Genomic DNA, 17,640 nt, shown 5'->3' on the forward strand with positions numbered 1-17,640 from the left:
GCCCGAAGGCTGCTGCCGCTGCTGGATGCGCGGATGCTGCTGCTGGCCGATCGGGGATTCGACGCCGATGACTTCGCCGCCGAGGTGGCCGGCACCGGCGCGCAGTTCCTCATTCGTGCCACCGCCGCCCGCAACCCGCCGGTGCTGGCCCGGCTGCCTGACGGCTCCTTCCTGTCCCGGCTGGGCGCGCTCCAGGTGCGCGTCATCGACGTGGATGTGGTCGTGACCTTGGCCGACGGCACCCGCCATGCCGAGCGCTACCTTCTGCTCACCACGCTGACCGATGCCCGCACCGACCCCGCTGCGGTGCTGGTCGGGCTCTACCACGAACGCTGGGAGGTGGAGGTGGCGCTGCACGGACTGCGTCAGGGCCTGCTGGGCGGCCGGAACCTGCGCTCGATGGACCCCGTCGGCATCGAGCAGGAGATGTGGGCACTGCTGTGCCTCTACCAGCTGCTGCGCACCGCGATGGTGAACGCCACCGACACCGTCAAACAGGCCGACCCGGACCGGGCCAGCTTCACCTGCGCCGTCCAAGCCGCCCGCGACCAGATCATCCTGGCCGCCGGAATCAAGCCCACCACCGGTGCCGACGGACGCCTGGACCTGGTCGGAGAGATCGGAGCCGCGGTACTGGCCGAGCTGAACCCGCCGCGCCGCCCGCGGACCTGCGCCCGCAAAGTCAAATCCGGCCGCTCCCGCTACGCCTCCCTGCCACCAGGCGAATGGCGACCGGCGGCCAGCACCCCGATCACCGCCATCGCCATCGCCATCCACCAGCCACCACCACCGCCGACCCTGCCACAGGCCGCCGACCAGCCGAACCCGCACCGCACCACCCGCCGCGACCAAGTGAAAGCCTTCCTGGCCGCCAACCCCGACCGCGCCTGGCCCGCCCGACACATAGCCCACGCCCTGGGCATCACCGAACGCCACAACAGCTTCTGCGTCCAACTCTCCGAATGGGCAAGCCACGGCCACTTCACCAAAACCGCCCCAGCCACCTACACCATCACATAACCAGCCTTGACAGAGCCCTACCAAACCTTAACTACGCGGCATTGGGCCGGGCCGGTGGTGTCAAGCCGAGCGTTTCGCAACCCCGGGGCTTCCCCCCGGGTGGTGGACACACCTTGATCGGCCCTGGATGGGGCCTTGGAAGGGTGATCGTCTATGGTGTTCAAGCACTATTCGCCGGAGTTCCGTGCGGATGTGGTGGCGCTGTACTGGTCGGATCCAGCTCATACTCTCGGCAGTGTGGCCCGTGAGCTGGGGATCTCCCGGCAGTTGCTCCATCAGTGGGTGAACGGAGCCGCCGGGGTCGACCTTGCGGACATCGACGGCCGTGTGACCAGCACGGCCAGTACCGACCGGAAGACCGTGGACGACAGTACTACTGACCCCGGCCCTGACCAGTTGCAGGCGCAGTTGGCGGCGTTGCAGCGCGAGCTGGCACAGGCCCGCAAGGAGAACCGGAAGCTCGCGACCGAGCGTGACATCCTTCGTGCGGCAGCCCAGTTTTTCGCACAAGAGATGATCTGGTAGGCCGCTGCCAGTTCATCGAGGACCACTCGGATGCCTGGAGCATCAAGCGGCTGTGCCACGTGCTGAACGTGCCACGATCCTCCTTCTACAAGTGGCGTCTCGGCCGGGCCGGCCGCGTCGCGCGGGCCGCGGCGGACGCCGCCTTGGCCGAGACGATCAGGGGTATTCACCAGGAATGGTCGGGGACTTGGGGCTCCCCGCGGATCACCGCTGAACTGCGTGAGCAGCACGGCATGGTGATCAACGAGAAGAAGGTCGCGCGGGTGATGCGCGCCTTCGGCATCGTGGGGCTGCGGCTGCGCCGGCGGGCCACCACCACGATCCCGGACCCGGAGGCATCGAAGATCCCTGACCTGTTCAACCGGGACTTCACCGCGGACGCGCCGAACACCAAGTACATGGGCGACATCACCTACCTGCCCTACGGCGACGGGCAGTTCCTCTACCTGGCCTCGGTGATCGACTGTCACAGCCGCCGCGTTGCCGGCTGGTCGATCGCCGAGCACATGCGCACCGACCTGGTCGAGGATGCGCTCAAAGGCGCCGCGGCACTGCGCGGCAGCCTCGACGGCGTGATCTTCCACTCCGACCACGGCGCGCAATACGGATCAGCCCACTACGCCCAGCTGTGCCAAACGCTGGGTGTCACCCGCTCCATGGGCGCCATCGGCACCTCCGCCGACAACGCCGCCTGCGAATCGTTCCACGCCAGCCTCAAACGCGAGACCCTGCAGCGCCGCAGCCGATGGGACACCGCAGACCAGGCCCGCGCCGAAGTCGCCGACTGGCTCATGCGATACAACTCACGCCGACGACACTCCGCCAACGGCCAACTCAGCCCCATCGCCTACGAACACTCATATACACTCGCATTAGCTGCATAACCCCATGAAAAATGTGTCCACCTTCACGGGGGAAGGCCCCACAGCAGCGTGCGATCCGGCTTTACACCACCGGACCGGCCTGCTTCCGTCAGGCGACGACGCGGCGGGGGACCCGGAACACTGGCGACCACAAGCAGCACCGCCAGCAGGCAACGCAGCGCACCACGTACGAAAAGCAGGGCGACCACTCCCGGACCGACGGCAAACAGCAGGCCCGCAGCCCCACCCCCCCCGCTGTAGAGGCCCGCCGGAGGCCCTGCCCTTGACCTTGACTTCAGGCACCCACCAAACGCGGCAGACGGCCGCCGCCCCAACGCATGCGCAGTGACTCGGACCCACGCGCCCCCTTGCCCAGCCACAACCGCCGGCCGCCAGCGCGACCCGCGCCGCTCACCCGAACGGCGCCACCAGCGAACAAGCCAGAAGCGCCAAAAAAGAAAAAGAGGCGGGAACCGGCGCACACGGTCCCCGCCCCAGCACCCGCAGCCGGCTGCGATCGGCTCCAGGCGCGTCCCGCGTCAGTCGTCGCCGCGAGGGCTCCGAGCGCGGGCGATCGTGTCGCGCAGCCACAGGGCGCTGCGCTTGGGGGTGCGGGCCTGGGTTTCGTAGTCGCAGCGGACGATGCCGAAGCGCTTGTCGTAGCCGTAGGCCCACTCGAAGTTGTCCATCAGGGACCAGGCGAAGTAGCCGCGGATGTCCGCGCCGCGCTGGCGGGCCTGGGCCACGGCGGCCAGGTGGGTGGCTATGTACTCGGTGCGGTCCTGGTCGTCGACGAAGCCGTCGTCGTCGGGGACGTCGTTGTAGGCCGCGCCGTTCTCGGTGATGACCAGCGGGATGCCGGGGTAGTCCTGGCTGATGCGGACCAGGAGGTCGGCGAAGTCCTCCGGCATGACCTCCCAGTCGATGTAGGTCTTCGGCTTGTCGCCGAAGTCGACGGTGCGGGTCACCGGGCGGCCGGCGGCGTCGGTGGTGGAGCCGTCCTCGGCGTAGCCGGTGGTCTTCATCGAGCGGTAGTAGTTCACGCCGAAGGTGTCCAGGGGCGCGGCCATGATCTCCAGGTCGCCCTCCTCGATCGGGATGGCGACGTCGACCGCTTCCAGGTCGGCGAGCAGGTCCTGCGGGTAGGTGCCCTTGAACAGCGGGTCCGTGTACATCCGGAAGTGCAGGGCGTCGCCGCGGCGCGCGGCCTCGACGTCCACCGGGTCGGCCGAGGCCGGGACCGAGTTGCCCAGGATGTGGGTGATCGCCAGGTCGATCGGGCGGTCGGCGGCAGCCGCCGCGGCGCGCAGCCGGCGGGTGGCCAGGCCGTGGCCGAGCAGCAGGTGGTGGATCGCCGCGATGCCGTCGGCGAAGTCCTTGCGGCCCGGGGCGTGCACGCCCTCGACGTAGCCCAGCCACGCCGAGCACCACGCCTCGTTCAGGGTCGTCCAGTGCTCGACGCGGTCGCCGAGGCGCTCGTAGACCAGCTCGGCGTAGTCGGCGAAGCGGAAGGCGGTGTCGCGGTTCGGCCAGCCGCCGGCGTCCTCCAGCTCCTGCGGCAGGTCCCAGTGGTACAGCGTGAGCCACGGAGTGATCCCGGCGCCCAGCAGCTCGTCCACCAGCCGGTCGTAGAAGGCCAGGCCGGCGGGGTTCGCAGGTCCCTGTCCCCCGGGCTGCACGCGCGGCCAGGAGACCGAGAAGCGGTAGGTGTCGACGCCGAGCGACTTGATCAGCCCCACGTCCTCCGGCATCCGGTGGTAGTGGTCGCAGGCGACGTCGCCGTCCTCGCCGTTGTCGATCGCGCCCGGAACGCGGCAGAAGGTGTCCCAGATCGACGCGGTCCTGCCGTCCTCATTCACCGCCCCCTCGATCTGGTACGCCGAGGTCGCGACGCCCCACCGGAAGTCGCGGGGAAGCTCCAAAGACATGGTTCTCCTCAATGATCCTTAACAAACTGACTAAGTCAGCTCACGCAGAAGGGTGCAAGTAGCAGGCCACGGACCGTTCCGGATCGGTGACCGGCCGGACCAGCGGCGGCGGCGAGGCGCCGCAGGGGTCGAAGGCTTTCGGGCAGCGCGGCTGGAACGCGCAGCCGGCCGGCATGGCCCGCAGGTCCGGGGGCGAGCCGGGGATGCCGGCCAGCTCCCGGCGCGGGCCGCGCAGGGCGGGGAAGGAATGCAGAAGACCGTCGCTGTAGGGGTGCAGGGACTTGTCGTAGAGCTCCATGGCCGGGGCCTGCTCGACGATTCGGCCGCCGTACATGATGGCGATGCGGTCGCTGAACTCCACCAGCAGCGACAGGTCGTGCGTGATGAAGATGACGGAGAAGCCCAGCTGCTCCTTGAGCTTGGACAGCTGCCGCATGATCTGCCGCTGCATCACCACGTCCAGCGCGGTGGTCGGCTCGTCCATGATGACCACCCGCGGCTCCAGGGCCAGCGCCATCGCGATCATCACGCGCTGGCGCATACCGCCGGAGAGCTGGTGCGGGTAGCTGTCCAGCCGGTCCTTGGCGATGCCGACCAGGGTCAGCAGCTCGGCGGCGCGCGTGATCCGTTCGAGCTTGGTGGACTTCGGCCGGTGCTCGGCGATGACGTCGGTGAGCTGCGCGGCCACGCTGGCCACCGGGTTCAGCGAGTTCATCGCGCCCTGGAAGACGATCGACAGCTCGCTCCAGCGGAACGCGCGCAGCTCGTTGTCCGTCATCCGCAGCAGGTCGACCGGGTCGCCTTGCTCCGGGTGGTAGAGCACCGACCCCCCGGCCACCACCCCCGGCGGCGGCAGCAGCCGGGTGGCGCCGTAGGCCAGGGTCGACTTGCCGGAGCCGGACTCCCCGGCCAGGCCCAGGACCTCGCCGCGGTTGAGCGTCAGGTCCACGGTGTTGACCGCGCGCACCGACTGCTCGCCGACTCCGTAGTCGATCGACAGTCCCTTGATCTCCAGGACCGGGCTCATCGGCCGCCGCCCCCTTCTCCACTGTCCGTCCGCGGCGAGAGCACCGGGGTGAAACCGATCCGCATCCGGGCCTTGCGGCCGTCGGCGGTGCGGACCACGGCCTTGGCCCCGCCGCGCAGCCGCGGGTTGACGATCTCGTCGATCCCGAAGTTGACCAGTGCCAGCGCCGTGCCCAGCAGGGCGATGCACAGCCCGGCCGGCACGAACCACCACCACGCGCCGATCGCCAGCGCCTGCTGGCCCTGCGCCCAGAAGAGCACCTCGCCCCAGTTCCATTCGGAGATGCCGGAGACGCCGACGTAGGCCAGCGCGATCTCGGTCATCACGGCGAACATCACGGTGCCGATGAACGAGGAGGCGATGATCGCGGTGAGGTTGGGCAGGATCTCGGCCACCACGATGCGCCAGGTGGACTCGCCGTTGGCCTTCGCGGCCTGCACGAAGTCGCGGTTGCGCAGCGACAGCGTCTGGGCTCTGAGCAGCCGTGCGCCCCAGGCCCAGGAGGTGCAGCCGATGACCAGCGCGATCGCCCAGTCCCCGGAGTTCGGGATGACGTTGGTGACGATCACGATCAGCGGCAGCGCCGGGATCACGATGAAGACGTTGGACAGCGTGGACACCGAGTCGCCCCAGAACCCGACCAGGTAGCCGGAGGTGACGCCCACGAGCACGGCGATCGCCGTGGCCAGGAAGCCGGCGAAGAAGCCGACGAACATCACCGAGCGGGTACCGACCAGGATCTGGCTGAAGATGTCCTGGCCCAGGTGGGTGGTGCCGAACAGGTGCTTGGCCGACGGGCTCTGCAGGATGTCGTTGCTGCGCTTCGAAGGATCGAAGGGAGCCAACGAGGCGCCGAAGAACGCGACGAAGGTGAACACGAGCAGCATGCCCAGGCCGATCGAGACCTTGGCGCTCGGCATACGGAAGCGGAACCTCGGCCTCCCGGCCTTCGCCGCCGCCGCCGGCTGCGCGGACACCACGACTGGCTGACTCGCCCTCCCGTCACCCACCACCGCCCGTTGAGGAGACGCTTCGCGTCGCTGATTCATTGGTCACCCCTCCTTTCGCGTACGCGGGTCGAGCACCATGTAGGCGAGGTCGGCCAGGAAGTTCGCGGCCAGCACCGCGACCGTCACGACGAGGAAGACACCCTGGATCAGCGGGTAGTCGTGCCCTGAGATGGCGTTGATCAGCTGCAGGCCGACGCCCGGCAGCGAGAACACCTGCTCCACCAGGAACGTGCCGCCGACCACCAGGCCCAGGGCCATGCCGAAGCCGGAGACCGAGGGCAGCAGCGCGTTGCGGGCCGCGTACTTGGTCATCACGCGCGTCCCGGACAGGCCCTTGGCGTGCGCCACCGTGATGTAGTCCTCGGCGGTGACCGTGACCATCATGTTCCGCATCGACAGCAGCCAGCCGCCGACCGAGGTGACGATGATCGTCAGGGCGGGCAGGATCATGTGGTTGAGGATGTCGCCGGCGATGGACCAGCCCGGCGTGTTGCCGACCGTGTAGCCGCCGGACGTGGGCAGCCCCAGGGGGCCGGCGAGCCAGGCCACGGTGATCAGGCCGAGCCAGAAGTACGGGATCGATGACAGGAACGAGGTCGCCGGCAGCAGGCCGTCCACCCACGTGCCGCGCTTCCAGCCGGCGAGCACGCCGAGGCCGGTGCCGATCAGGAACGCCAGGATCGTGGTGGTGCCGATCAGCCCGAGCGTCCAGGGCAGCGCCGAGCTCAGGACCGAGGTCACCGGCTCGGGGAAGTTGCCGAAGCTGATGCCCAGGTCGCCGTGCGAGAGCTGGACCAGGTAGTGCCAGTACTGGGAGGCCAGGCTCTGGTGCTTGTCCAGGCCGAACAGGATGTTCAGGGACTCCACGGCCTTGCTGTCGACCTCGCCGCGGCGCTGCTCGATCAGCGAGTCCACGGCGTTGCCGGGGATCATGCGCGGGATGAAGAAGTTGATGGTGATGGCGGCCCAGAGGGTGAACAGGTAGAAGCCGAGGCGGCGGGCGAAGAACTTCACGGCTCGGCTCCTTCCAGGTCGGGCGCTTCGGGATCGGGTTCGGTGGCGGGGGCGGACACGAGCGCGGTCGCGGGCTCGGACTCGGGCTCGGTTGCCGGCTCGGTCGCGGGCTCGGGCTCGGACTCAGTCACGGGCTCAGTCGCGCTCGCAAGCTCGATCCCGGATGCGTTTTCGGCGCCCGCGACCTCGGCGGTCTTCGCGCCCTCGCCCTGCCCGTCCTCGAACAGCCAGCAGGCGACCCAGTGGTCCGGCGCGTCGCCGACCAGCGTCCGCTCCGGCACCTTGGACCGGCACACTTCCATCGCCTTCGGGCAGCGCGGGTGGAACCGGCAGCCGGCCGGCGGGTCGATCAGGCTCGGCGGCTCGCCGGTGTCCTCGTCGTCGAGCACCGGTCCGCCGCGGACGCGTTCGGGGTCCGGCGCCGAGTGGATCAGCAGGTGCGTGTACGGGTGCGCGGGGTTCTGCGTCACGGTCTCGGAGTCGCCGCCCTCGACCATGCGGCCGGCGTACATCACCAGCGTCTCGTCGGCGAAGTAGCGCGCCGAGGCGATGTCGTGGGTGATGTAGAGCACTGCCAGGTCCAGGCGCGACTTCAGGTCGGCCAGCAGGTTCAGCACGCCCAGGCGGATCGACACGTCGAGCATCGAGACCGGCTCGTCGGCCAGCAGCGCCTCCGGGTCGGCCGCGAGCGCCCGGGCTATGGAGACGCGCTGGCGCTGGCCGCCGGACAGTTCGTGCGGGTACTTGTCCAGGTACAGGTTGGCCGGCGTCAGCTGCACCCGGCCCAGCAGCTCGACCAGCGACTCCTCGCCGGTGTAGCGGCCGTGGATCTTCAGTGCGCGGGTCAGGTGGTGGCGCACGGTGTGCACCGGGTTCAGCGACGCGAACGGGTCCTGGAAGATCAGCTGCACCCGGCGGGCGTAGGCCTTGAACTGCCGTCCGCCCTTCACCGCGGTGGAGACCCCGCCGATGCGGATGTCGCCGCCGGTGCGCGGGTAGAGCTGCGCCAGCAGCCGGGCGACGGTCGACTTGCCCGAGCCGGACTCGCCGACCAGCGCGGTGACCCGGCCGCGGCGCAGGCTCAGGGTGACGTCGTCCACGGCGTGCACGACCCGCGGCACGCGCGACAGGGCCGCCCGGCCGCGGGCCCGCACCGGGAAGTGCTTGGTCAGCGCCTCGGCTTCCAGGACCACCTCGTGGTCAAGCGCCGTCATCAGTGCATTCCTTCCACGGGCTTGGCTCTTCCTTCCATGGGCCGGGCGGCAGCGCCCCTCAACGCCGCCGCCCGGCCTTGTTCACTGTGGCTGTGGTGGTTCGCTACCGGTCAGGAGGAGGACGGGGTCAGGTGCAGGACGATGTCCTCCATGCCCCAGCGGGTCGGCTGCGGGGCCTCGTAGGCGTTGTCCGCGGTGGGCCAGCCGCTCCAGTTCTTCGTGGAGTACTCCGCGCCGAGGTTGCCGGCCGAGGTCGGGATCATCGGCATCTCCTGGACGAACAGCTGCTCCAGGTTGTCCATCGCCGTCTTGCGGCTGGCGTCGTCGGTGGCGTTGGAGTACGCCTTCAGCGCGGCGTCCGCGGCGGGGTTCTGGTACCGGCCGAAGTCCCCGGTGGCCGCGGTGCCGATCGGCTCCAGGCCGGAGGAGTCCATGATCTGGTCGTACATGTCGTACGGCGTGGTGCCGGAGTTGGTCCAGTGCAGCGCCGCGTCGAAGTTGCCCTTGGCGATGTTGTCGAACCAGGCGTCGTCGTTGGCCTTGTCGACCGTGGCGTTGATGCCGATGGTCGCCAGGTTGTCCTTGATGATCTCCAGGTCGGTCTGGTAGTCGTTCCAGTCCGCCGGGTCGGTCATCGTCAGCGTCACCGGCTTGCCGGTCGGGTCCATCAGGGTGCTGCCCTGATAGGTGAAGCCGTTGTCGGTGAGCTCCTTCTTCGCCGCGTCCACGCCGGTGGTCGGCGTGACGTTCTTGTACTGGTCGGCGATGTACGGCTCGCCCTGCGGCGTCGGGATGCCGGTGATGTTGGAGATCTCCGGCTTGAAGTAGCCGGCCTCACCCTGGTTGAAGATGTCGGCGCGGTTGATCACCATGCTGATCGCGCGGCGCAGGTGCGGGTTGTCCCACGGCTTCTTGGTGGTGTTGAACCACAGGCCGTCGGCCGAGAGCTGGGCCGGGAAGTAGAGCTTGTAGTGCGCCTGGTCCTTGGCCACGAAGGTGCTCTTGGCGTCCGACATGAAGTAGTAGCTCCACTCGGCCGCGCCGGAGGTCAGCGCCGCGCCCATGGTGTCGTTGGAGCTGTAGGTGGTGAAGTTGATCGTCTTCACCTTCGGCGCCGAGCCCCAGTAGTCACCGCGCGCCGCGACGGTGACCGTCGAGGGCGTCGTGGTCTTGATGGTGTAGGGGCCGGTGCCGACCGGGTTGGCGACCGTGTCCTTGGACGGGTCGGCCATCGCCGACCACTGCTTCTTGTTGATCACCTGGGTGGACAGGATCTTCGTGCGGTTCACGTACTGCGAGCCGCTGAAGGAGACGGTGACCTGGTCGCCGCTGGTCGCCACGTTGGTGATGGGCAGCGAGTAGTAGTTGACGTCCTTGTGGTCCTTCATGATCTGGAAGGAGTAGGCGACGTCGTCGGGGGTCAGGGCACTGCCGTCGGACCACTTCACACCGTCGCGGACGGTCAGGGTCACGCTGCTGTAGTCCGGAGCCCACTGCCACTTGGTGGCCAGCCACGGCGCCGGGTCCTGGTCCGGCTTGGCCTCGTCCTGCATGGCCAGCGGCTCCCAGATCAGCCAGGTGTAGCCGAGCTTCTTGGCGAACGAGGAGTCCAGGTAGGGGTTGTTGTTGGCGGGCAGGGTCGCGCCGTCGGGCATGCCGACGTTCAGCACCGTCTTGCCGCTGCCGGCGGACGCGCCGCCGCTCTTGCCGCTGCCGCAGCCCGCGGCCAGGGTGAGGGCCAGGCCCGCCGCCAGCAGTGCGGCGAGCGGACGCCGGGCTGCGGTGCCGGATGTCGCGAGGGTCATTGCTTCTCCTCCAAGTGCGGGGATCCATTGCCGCGCACCCTGTGCGGGGGTGTGCGGTATCGCGGCGCGGCCTGCTTCAGGCCCGTGCCCGGTGGATCGGAATGGGATCTAGTCCTGTGGTGCGGTGGAGCTCCGGACCACGAAGTCGGTCGGGATGACGACCGGTTCGGCCGGCAGGGGCGAGCCCCCGAGGTGGGCCGTCAGCAGCCGGGCCGCGGTGGCCCCCAGCTCGCGCAGGGGCTGGCGGACCGTGGTCAGCGGCGGCTCGGTCAACGCGGTGAACTCGACGTCGTCGAACCCGACGACGGCGACGTCCCCCGGTATTGCCTTTCCGGCCTCTCTCAGCGCCTGCAAGGCGCCCGCAGCGGAGAGGTCGTTGTGCGCGAACACGGAGTCGAACCGGACCCCGTCAGCCAAGGCCCGCGCCACAGCGGCGTGACCCGAGGCGATGCTGAAGTCGCCCTCCAGCACGGCTTCGGCCGGCAGCGGATGCCCGGCCTCCTCGAAGACCTCGGCGAAGCCCTCGAGCCGTTCGGAAACGCAGCCGAAACCCGGCTTGCCGGTGACGACCACCGGATGGCGGCGGCCGATCTCCAGCAGGTGTTTGGCGGCCTGCCGCCCTCCGGCGCGGTTGGTGGTCGCGACGGAGGCGAACTGCGGCCGGCTCTCCCGGTCGTCGATGAGCACCACCGGCAGTCCCCCGGTGTGCAGCTCGGTGATGTAGTCCAGGGTCCCCTCGGGCTCGATGACCAGCAGTCCGTCGAAGGCCTTGGCGTTGACCTGGCTGGCGAAGCGCCGCATCGACTCGTCGCCCTGGTTGCAGGTGAACAGCATGACCCCGAGCTCGCCGCTCTCCACCACGTCCACCGCGCCCTGGATCACCTCGCCGATCCACGGCCAGGTGAGCGAGGGGACCAGCATCCCGATGACGCCGGTGCGCCCGCGCGCCAGGGAGACGGCCCGCGCGCTGGGCACGTATCCGAGCTCGTCGATGACGTGCCGCACCCGCGCCACGGTGGAGGCGTCGAGCTCGCCCTTGCCGTTGAGCACGCGGGAGACCGTGGTCTTGCTGACCCCGGCCCGGGCCGCGACGTCGGCGATGGTGATCGGCATGAACGGCGCCTTTCGGATGGCTTTGTACCGACAGGAAGTGTCAGTGCTTTGGTGCGGCTTTGGTGCGGCTTTGGAACGGCCTTGGTGCGCTGTGGCTGTGCTTCGGTGCCCTGTGACTGTGCTTCGGTGCGCTGAATCTGTATTCGAGTGCGCTGTAGCAGAGGTGCCTGATGCGTTGGTGCCAGGAACGAGATCGGCCGGGGCGGTACCGGAACCGGTCTCGCGACCGCTTACGGCACCGGTTCCGAAACCGGTTCCGGGGAGCAGTCAACACCCGGCGGGGCGGCTGGGCAATAACGGCGGGGTAACGTTCTGGAAATCTCAGGGCGTGGGCGATCACGCCGATCGCCCCGCAGTGGGTACTTCTCCCCTCGCACCGCCCTCGCGGCACCGGCCATGCTGTGCCGGACACGACCGGAATCGGGACGAGGAGACAGCGTGGCCGACACAGCAGGTGCCTTCAGCGTCGACCTGCCGCTGATGAGCACGGTCACTTCGGACCTGGGGGGCCTGTTCGGCACCGGTACCAGTGCGCTGGGCGAGCTGGGGTCGCTGGTCCTGCAGGGCGAGGCCTTCGGCCAGATCGGGTCGGTGGTCGGCTCGGTCAACGGGGAGCTGCACGACAACCTCATCAGCTCCCTGTCATCGGGCATGAACCTGTTCGGCACGCTCAACGGCGCGCTGCAGACCTGCGCCAGCGACTACTCCTCGCTGGACACGATGGTCTCGGACAGCTTCGCGAGCCTGGGCCTGGGCGGGACGCTGCCCTCGACACCGACCGCCGGGACCAGCCCCGCCGACGTCAACAAGTGGTGGAGCGGGCTGAGCAGCGACCAGCAGGCGGCACTGGTGGCCAGTGACCCGGCGAAGATCGGGGCCATGGACGGGGTGCCCGACACGGTGCGCGACGGCGCGAACCGCACGGTCCTGTCGAACCTGCAGACCCAGACCCAGCAGCAGATCACCGACCTGAAGAACACCCCGACCTCGCCGTACGACGACTACCCGATGGCGGCCGCGGCGCAGTCGAGCCAGATCGGCGCCCTGCAGACCAAGCTCGACGGGATGAACGAACTGCAGAAGGTGCTCGACAACGGCGGGACCAACGGCGCGCCGCAGAAGTACCTGCTGGGCGTCGACACCAACGGCATCGGCCACGCGATCGTGGCCAGCGGCAACCCGGACACCTCCGACAACGTGGTGACCGTGGTCCCCGGCGTGAGCACCGACCTGTCGGCGGGCCACGTGGACCAGTACACGACCGCCGCCGACACCATCGTCAACTCCGCGCACACCGCCGACCCGACGCAGTCCACGTCGGCGGTCGCGTGGATGAACTACAACGCCCCCGGATCGGTGCCGGCCGCGCTGTTCGACGCCCCGGCCAAGGCCGGCGGCCCGGTCCTGGACAGCTTCCAGCAGGGCCTTTACGCCACCCACGACCCGAGCGACCCGCTGCACACCACGGTGATCGGCCACAGCTACGGCACCACGGTGGTCGGCGAGGCCACCCAGGCCCCCGGCGGCCTGCGCGCCGACGACGTGGTGCTGGCGGCCAGCCCCGGCATCGACGTCGACAACGCCGCGGCGATGCACGTCCCCGGCGGCGCCGCGCACGTGTGGGCCACCCGCGACGACAACGACCCGATCGTCTGGGCCGAGGGCTTCCACGACACCGATCCGGTGACCCCGGCCTTCGGCGCGCACGTCTTCAACGGCGGCGTCGGCCCCAGCGGCCTGGTGGCCGCGCACGACTACTACTTCGACCCGTCCTCGCCGGCCATGGCGAACTTCGGCCAGATCGCCACCGGCCACTACAACCAGGTGACCTCGCCGCCGCCGGTGAAGCCGGACCCGTCGTGGACGTACCCGATGTTCGGGGGCGAGTGAAGGCTCTTTGACGGGGCTCGGCTCACAAAGTTCATAAAAGCTTCGGGGAGAGAGGGCCTCCCCGACGAAGCGAGGTCCCGGTTCGGCTCACGCCGCGCCGGGACCACGCTTTTGTGGCGTACGAACCGCCTGGACCGCGACAATGGGGACGACAAGGACGACAAGGACGACGCCATTTCACGACGAGGGGAAGCGGCCTTGCCCACTAAAGACGACGCCATCCGGGACCTGTTCACACGGGAGCCCGCCAATCCGATTCTGACCGCCGAGGACTGGCCCTACCGGGTGAACACGGTGTTCAACCCGGGCGCCGCCACCCACGGCGGCGAGACCGTGCTGCTGTGCCGGGTCGAGGACCAGCGCGGCATCTCCCACCTGACGGTCGCCCGCTCGCCCGACGGCGTGCACGGCTGGCGGGTGGAGCCCAAGCCGCTGCTGGCCGAGGACCCGGGCGACCACACGTCGATGTGGGGCGTGGAGGACTGCCGGGTGACCTGGGTACCGGAGCTGGGAAAGTACGTGATCGCGTACACGGCGTACGGCCCATCAGGGCCCTGCGTCGCCCTGGCCACCACCGAGGACTTCCAGTCGGTGGAGAAACTCGGGGCGGTGATGCCGCCGGACGACAAGGACGCGGCCCTGCTGCCCCGCCGCGTGAACGGCGACTTCATCCTGTACCACCGCCCGGTCAGCTCCCGGGACGGCAACCGGGGCAACGTCTGGCTGTCCCGCTCCTCCGACCTGCACCACTGGACAGCCCCGGAACCGGTGATGGCCAGCCGCGAAGGGCCCTGGTGGGACGCGGCGCGCATCGGCCTGGGCCCGGCCCCGATCGAAACCGAGCACGGCTGGCTGGGCATCTACCACGGCGTGAAGCAGATGCCGGCCGGCCCGCTGTACCGGGTGGGCCTGGTCCTGTTCGACCTGGACAACCCGGCCCGGGTCATCAGGCGCTCCCCGGCGTGGGTGATGGGCCCGGCCGCGGAGTACGAGACGCGCGGGGACGTGCCGAACGTGGTGTTCCCGACGGGGCTGGTGCACGACAAGGCCAGCGGCGAGCTGCGGCTGTACTACGGGGCCGGGGATTCGGTGGTGGCGCTGGCCAGGGCGCAGTTGGGGGAGTTGTTGGACCACCTGTGGCAGTCAGGGTGAGCTGAGGGACGAGCTCGGGCCGGGCGGGAATGCCCGGCTCGAGCTCGGGCGGCAGCTCAGCTTGGGCGGCAGCTCAGCTCGATCGCGGGTTCGGCCTGGTTCGGCTTGGTTCGGCTTGGTTCGGCCTGGTTCGGCTTGGTTCGGCTTGGTTCGGCCTGGTTCGGCTCACCCGGCCTCGTCGATCTGGAAGCCGACCTTCAGCCCGACCTGGAAGTGCGCCACCTCGCCGTCCTTCAGGTGGCCGCGGATCTGGGTCACCTCGAACCAGTCCAGCTTGTGCAAGGTGGTGCCGGCGCGCTTGATGGCGTTGCGGATGGCGGCGTCGATGCCCTCGTGGGAGGAGCCGACGATCTCGGTGACGCGGTAGGTGTGCTCGCTCATGGTGTGTCTCCCGGGTCGGCGGCTGGTTCTGCGTCCAGACTGCTTCTGTGGTCCAGGGTGGTTCTGCGGTCCAGGATGGTTCTGCGGTCCAGGCTGGTGCCGCGGGGTCGGGGGCGCATCCGGGAAGGCTCGGGGGTGGCGGCCGATCGGGTGATCGGCGGGGGCCGCGGGAAAGCGGTGGTCGGGAGATCACGTGCGCTGGCATGCTGGGGCCGTGGCGAAAGCGGATATCACCATCACCTTCGATGCCGGGTTGCACATCTTCCTCGCGGCGGCGAACCGGCGGGCCGGGGCGGCCGTGGAGACCGATGCCACGTCCAGTCTCGGGCACGTCGTGGAGGCGCTCGGCGTTCCGTTGGTCGAGGTCGGCGAGTTGCTGGTGGACGGGCGTCCGGCGGCGGCCGGGCATGTGCCGGTGACCGGTGAGCACATCGAGGTCCGCAAGCTCGCCTATCCGCAGCGTGTCCCGGGGCCGCTGCGCTTCCTGCTGGACATCCACCTCGGGACGCTCGCGCGCCGCCTGCGCGTGCTCGGCATCGACGCCGCGTATGAGACCCCTGACATCGGCGACGCGGCGTTGGCGACGCGTTCCGCGCAAGAGCAGCGCGTGATGCTCTCGCGCGATCGCGGGCTGCTGCACCGGCGCGAGCTGTTCGCCGGGGCCTACGTCTACAGCCACAAGCCCGCGGTCCAGCTCGACGAGATCCTGGACCGTTTCCAGCCCGAGCTGGCGCCGTGGACGCGCTGCACCGCGTGCAACGGCGTGCTGCGGCCGGTCACCAAGGAAGAGATGCAGGACCGGCTGGAGAGCGGCACCGCCAAGTCCTACGACGCGTTCGCCGAATGCGAGTCCTGCGGCCACGCCTACTGGCGCGGCGCCCACTCGGCCAGCCTGGACGCGATCGTGGAGCAGGCGACGCGCCACCGGTGAAGCCGGCAGAGGGCACTGAGCGCAGCACGGCACCGGTAGAAATACCCGATCGCGCAGTGGTCTGCGGGTAGTTCTACCGGTGTGCCCCTTCTTCGCCCCGGGTTAGGGTCCCGTGTCCATCCGGGAATGGCGAGGGGAACAACCGTGGGCATCTTGGGCAGATTGAAGAGCATCGTCGACTTCGGCTTCAAGGTGCTGCCCGACGCGCCGGCGCTGACCCCGCACCAGGAACGCGGCCTGGCACTGGGCGCCGTGTACGCGGCCGGCGACGACCTGCCGATCAACGCCCTGACCGCCGCCGCCGAGCCGCACGTCGCGGCCAAGATCCTCGAGCAGTCCTGGGACGTCCACGACCCGCAGTCGGCCCGCGCCACCTACCGCTTCCTGCTGGACGGCGGCGGCCACCGCGCCGTCTACGCGTGCGTGCGCGGCTACCTGAACGCCGGCTGGGACCTGAGCCGGGCCGAGGAGCGGGCCCGGGTCGAGCAGGCGGCGCGGGAGATCCCGGCGATCGCGATGCAGCGCGGCGAGCGCCCGGATCTGGCGTTGACCTACTTCCAGTCGGCGTGGCCGCTTCGGGCGATGATGCAGTGGTACCGCCCGCGGCGGATCATCGGCGGCATCGCCGCGTGGGACGCAGCGCGGGTGGTGCACGTGAGCCGGTTCATCGTGGACGCAGGGTACCTGCCGCCTGAGGAGGCGTGGGCGGCGATCGACGCGGCGGTGCGGATGGTGCGGCCGGAGTATCCGTCCTGGGAGGAGTTCCAGCTGGGATTCCTGGCCGGGCAGGTCTTCTGGCAGAGCAATGCCGGGTTCGACGCGCAGGAGATCAGCACCGACCACCGGAGGTACACAAGCGCCGGGAAGTCGTTGCTGGGCAAGGCGGACAGTCCTTGGCAGCGGCAGCCCTGGTAGGTCAGGCGCGCACCACTCGCACCCCGGCGCCCCCGAACTCGCCGGCGGTCTCCTCGTCCAGGCCCGAGTCGGTGATGAACAGGTCGACGTCGCCCAGACCCCCGAAGCGGGCCATGCAGTCGTTGCCGACCTTGCCGTGGTCGGCCAGCAGCACGGTGCGCCGGGCGGCGCCGATCATCGCGCGCTTCACCGCGGCCTCGGTGATGTCGGGGGTGGTCAGGCCGCGCGCCAGCGAGACCCCGTTGGTCGCCATGAAGGCCACGTCCACGCACAGCTGGGACAGCGGGGCCAGCGCCCAGTCGTCGACCGCCGCCATGGTCCGGCCCCGGATGCGGCCGCCGAGCATCAGGACCGTGAGATTGGGGCGGGTGGCCAGCTGCGCGGCGAAGGCCGGGGCGTTCACCACGACGGTCAGCTCGCGGTCCACCGGCAGGATCTCGATCAGGCGGCCGGTGGTGGTGCCGGCGTCGATGATGATCGAGCCCTCCTGCGGCAGCTCCGCCAGGGCGGCCTTGGCGATCCGCTCCTTCTCGCCGGTCATCACCGCGTCCCGGGCCGCGACGCCGGGCTCGAACCCGAGGCGCTCGACGGGGATCGCGCCGCCGTGCACGCGCCGGACGACCCCGGCGCGTTCCAGCACGGTCAGGTCACGCCGGATGGTCTCGGTGGTGACCGACAGGTCCTCGGCCAGTCCGACCACGTCGACCCGCCCGGCGGCCCGGGCCTTCGCCAGGATGGCCTGCTGACGCTCTTCCGCGTACATGTCTCCACCCCTGATGTCGCCGCGCCGATCGCCGTAATTGTAGAGGGCTTGCGCGGGCAGACTGGTGATCGAGGGTTCTTCAGCGGGGA

General features: G+C 69.6%; 15 protein-coding genes. 6 read left to right on the top strand and 9 right to left on the bottom strand.

Going from position 1 to position 17,640, the window contains the following annotated elements; translation table 11 throughout:
* The coding region (locus ABIA35_RS27520) for a transposase (RefSeq protein ID WP_370359826.1) at positions 1-1,020 on the top strand (1,020 nt) is incomplete at its 5' end.
* A gap of 153 nt (positions 1,021-1,173) precedes the next feature.
* A protein-coding gene (locus ABIA35_RS27525) for an IS3 family transposase (protein WP_370359827.1) occupies positions 1,174-2,429 on the top strand; the annotation gives its coding sequence in 2 pieces (ribosomal slippage) (positions 1,174-1,519 and positions 1,519-2,429; 1,257 coding nt in all).
* A 518-nt stretch (positions 2,430-2,947) separates the two neighbouring features.
* Here the strand turns inward: ABIA35_RS27525 and ABIA35_RS27530 are convergent.
* The 7 genes from ABIA35_RS27530 to ABIA35_RS27560 form a co-directional block, all read right to left on the bottom strand.
* Positions 2,948-4,336, bottom strand: coding sequence for a GH1 family beta-glucosidase (locus ABIA35_RS27530; protein ID WP_370359829.1), 1,389 nt, complete (start codon positions 4,334-4,336; stop codon positions 2,948-2,950).
* Between the two features lie 40 nt (positions 4,337-4,376).
* Positions 4,377-5,363 carry an ABC transporter ATP-binding protein gene (locus ABIA35_RS27535; RefSeq protein ID WP_370341596.1) on the bottom strand — a complete coding sequence of 329 codons (987 nt, stop codon included), beginning with the start codon at positions 5,361-5,363 and terminating at the stop codon, positions 4,377-4,379.
* Complete coding sequence (locus tag ABIA35_RS27540; RefSeq protein ID WP_370341597.1) at positions 5,360-6,283, bottom strand: ABC transporter permease; 924 nt, start codon at positions 6,281-6,283, stop codon at positions 5,360-5,362. Before ABIA35_RS27540 ends, ABIA35_RS27535 begins: the two co-directional genes overlap by 4 nt.
* Positions 6,284-6,415: 132 nt before the next feature.
* Complete coding sequence (locus ABIA35_RS27545; protein WP_370341598.1) at positions 6,416-7,387, bottom strand: ABC transporter permease; 972 nt, start codon at positions 7,385-7,387, stop codon at positions 6,416-6,418.
* The gene (locus ABIA35_RS27550) at positions 7,384-8,601 is read right to left on the bottom strand and encodes an oligopeptide/dipeptide ABC transporter ATP-binding protein (protein ID WP_370359830.1); all 1,218 of its coding nucleotides are present in this window, start codon (positions 8,599-8,601) and stop codon (positions 7,384-7,386) included. Before ABIA35_RS27550 ends, ABIA35_RS27545 begins: the two co-directional genes overlap by 4 nt.
* A 110-nt stretch (positions 8,602-8,711) precedes the next feature.
* The gene (locus ABIA35_RS27555; protein ID WP_370359831.1) at positions 8,712-10,406 is read right to left on the bottom strand and encodes an ABC transporter substrate-binding protein; all 1,695 of its coding nucleotides are present in this window, start codon (positions 10,404-10,406) and stop codon (positions 8,712-8,714) included.
* Between the two features lie 108 nt (positions 10,407-10,514).
* Positions 10,515-11,519, bottom strand: coding sequence for a LacI family DNA-binding transcriptional regulator (locus ABIA35_RS27560; protein WP_370341603.1), 1,005 nt, complete (start codon positions 11,517-11,519; stop codon positions 10,515-10,517).
* Between the two features lie 438 nt (positions 11,520-11,957).
* Here ABIA35_RS27560 and ABIA35_RS27565 point away from each other — a divergent pair, with 438 nt between their 5' ends.
* Together ABIA35_RS27565 and ABIA35_RS27570 are read left to right on the top strand one after the other, a co-directional pair.
* On the top strand, positions 11,958-13,409 hold the full coding sequence (locus ABIA35_RS27565; protein WP_370341605.1) for an alpha/beta hydrolase: 1,452 nt from the start codon (positions 11,958-11,960) through the stop codon (positions 13,407-13,409).
* A 198-nt stretch (positions 13,410-13,607) separates the two neighbouring features.
* A complete protein-coding gene (locus ABIA35_RS27570) occupies positions 13,608-14,561 on the top strand; it encodes a glycosidase (protein ID WP_370341606.1) in 954 nt (317 codons plus the stop codon).
* 165 nt (positions 14,562-14,726) lie between these two features.
* On the opposite strand, the gene ABIA35_RS27575 is transcribed toward ABIA35_RS27570, so the two are convergent.
* Positions 14,727-14,942: a dodecin gene (locus ABIA35_RS27575; protein WP_370341608.1), complete on the bottom strand. Its 216-nt coding sequence runs from the start codon at positions 14,940-14,942 to the stop codon at positions 14,727-14,729.
* 214 nt (positions 14,943-15,156) lie between these two features.
* Between ABIA35_RS27575 and ABIA35_RS27580 the strand changes: the two genes are divergently transcribed.
* On the top strand, positions 15,157-15,873 hold the full coding sequence (locus ABIA35_RS27580; RefSeq protein WP_370359832.1) for a Mut7-C RNAse domain-containing protein: 717 nt from the start codon (positions 15,157-15,159) through the stop codon (positions 15,871-15,873).
* 162 nt (positions 15,874-16,035) lie between these two features.
* The gene (locus ABIA35_RS27585) at positions 16,036-16,788 is read left to right on the top strand and encodes a DUF1266 domain-containing protein (RefSeq protein WP_370359833.1); all 753 of its coding nucleotides are present in this window, start codon (positions 16,036-16,038) and stop codon (positions 16,786-16,788) included.
* Position 16,789: 1 nt separating this feature from the next.
* On the opposite strand, the gene ABIA35_RS27590 is transcribed toward ABIA35_RS27585, so the two are convergent.
* Entirely contained in the window at positions 16,790-17,551 is a 762-nt protein-coding gene (locus ABIA35_RS27590; RefSeq protein WP_370359834.1) for a DeoR/GlpR family DNA-binding transcription regulator, read from the bottom strand.
* Positions 17,552-17,640: the final 89 nt, after the last annotated feature.

The organism is Catenulispora sp. MAP12-49 (genome assembly GCF_041262705.1).
GTDB lineage: Bacteria > Actinomycetota > Actinomycetes > Streptomycetales > Catenulisporaceae > Catenulispora.

Bases quoted from the DNA above. Each gene is read 5' to 3' on its own strand.
- ABIA35_RS27560 (WP_370341603.1), bottom strand. From the start codon at position 11,519: ATGCCGATCACCATCGCCGACGTCGCGGCCCGGGCCGGGGTCAGCAAG.
- ABIA35_RS27540 (WP_370341597.1), bottom strand. From the start codon at position 6,283: ATGCCGAGCGCCAAGGTCTCGATCGGCCTGGGCATGCTGCTCGTGTTC.
- ABIA35_RS27550 (WP_370359830.1), bottom strand. From the start codon at position 8,601: ATGACGGCGCTTGACCACGAGGTGGTCCTGGAAGCCGAGGCGCTGACC.
- ABIA35_RS27590 (WP_370359834.1), bottom strand. From the start codon at position 17,551: ATGTACGCGGAAGAGCGTCAGCAGGCCATCCTGGCGAAGGCCCGGGCC.
- ABIA35_RS27575 (WP_370341608.1), bottom strand. From the start codon at position 14,942: ATGAGCGAGCACACCTACCGCGTCACCGAGATCGTCGGCTCCTCCCAC.
- ABIA35_RS27555 (WP_370359831.1), bottom strand. From the start codon at position 10,406: ATGACCCTCGCGACATCCGGCACCGCAGCCCGGCGTCCGCTCGCCGCA.
- ABIA35_RS27535 (WP_370341596.1), bottom strand. From the start codon at position 5,363: ATGAGCCCGGTCCTGGAGATCAAGGGACTGTCGATCGACTACGGAGTC.
- ABIA35_RS27530 (WP_370359829.1), bottom strand. From the start codon at position 4,336: ATGTCTTTGGAGCTTCCCCGCGACTTCCGGTGGGGCGTCGCGACCTCG.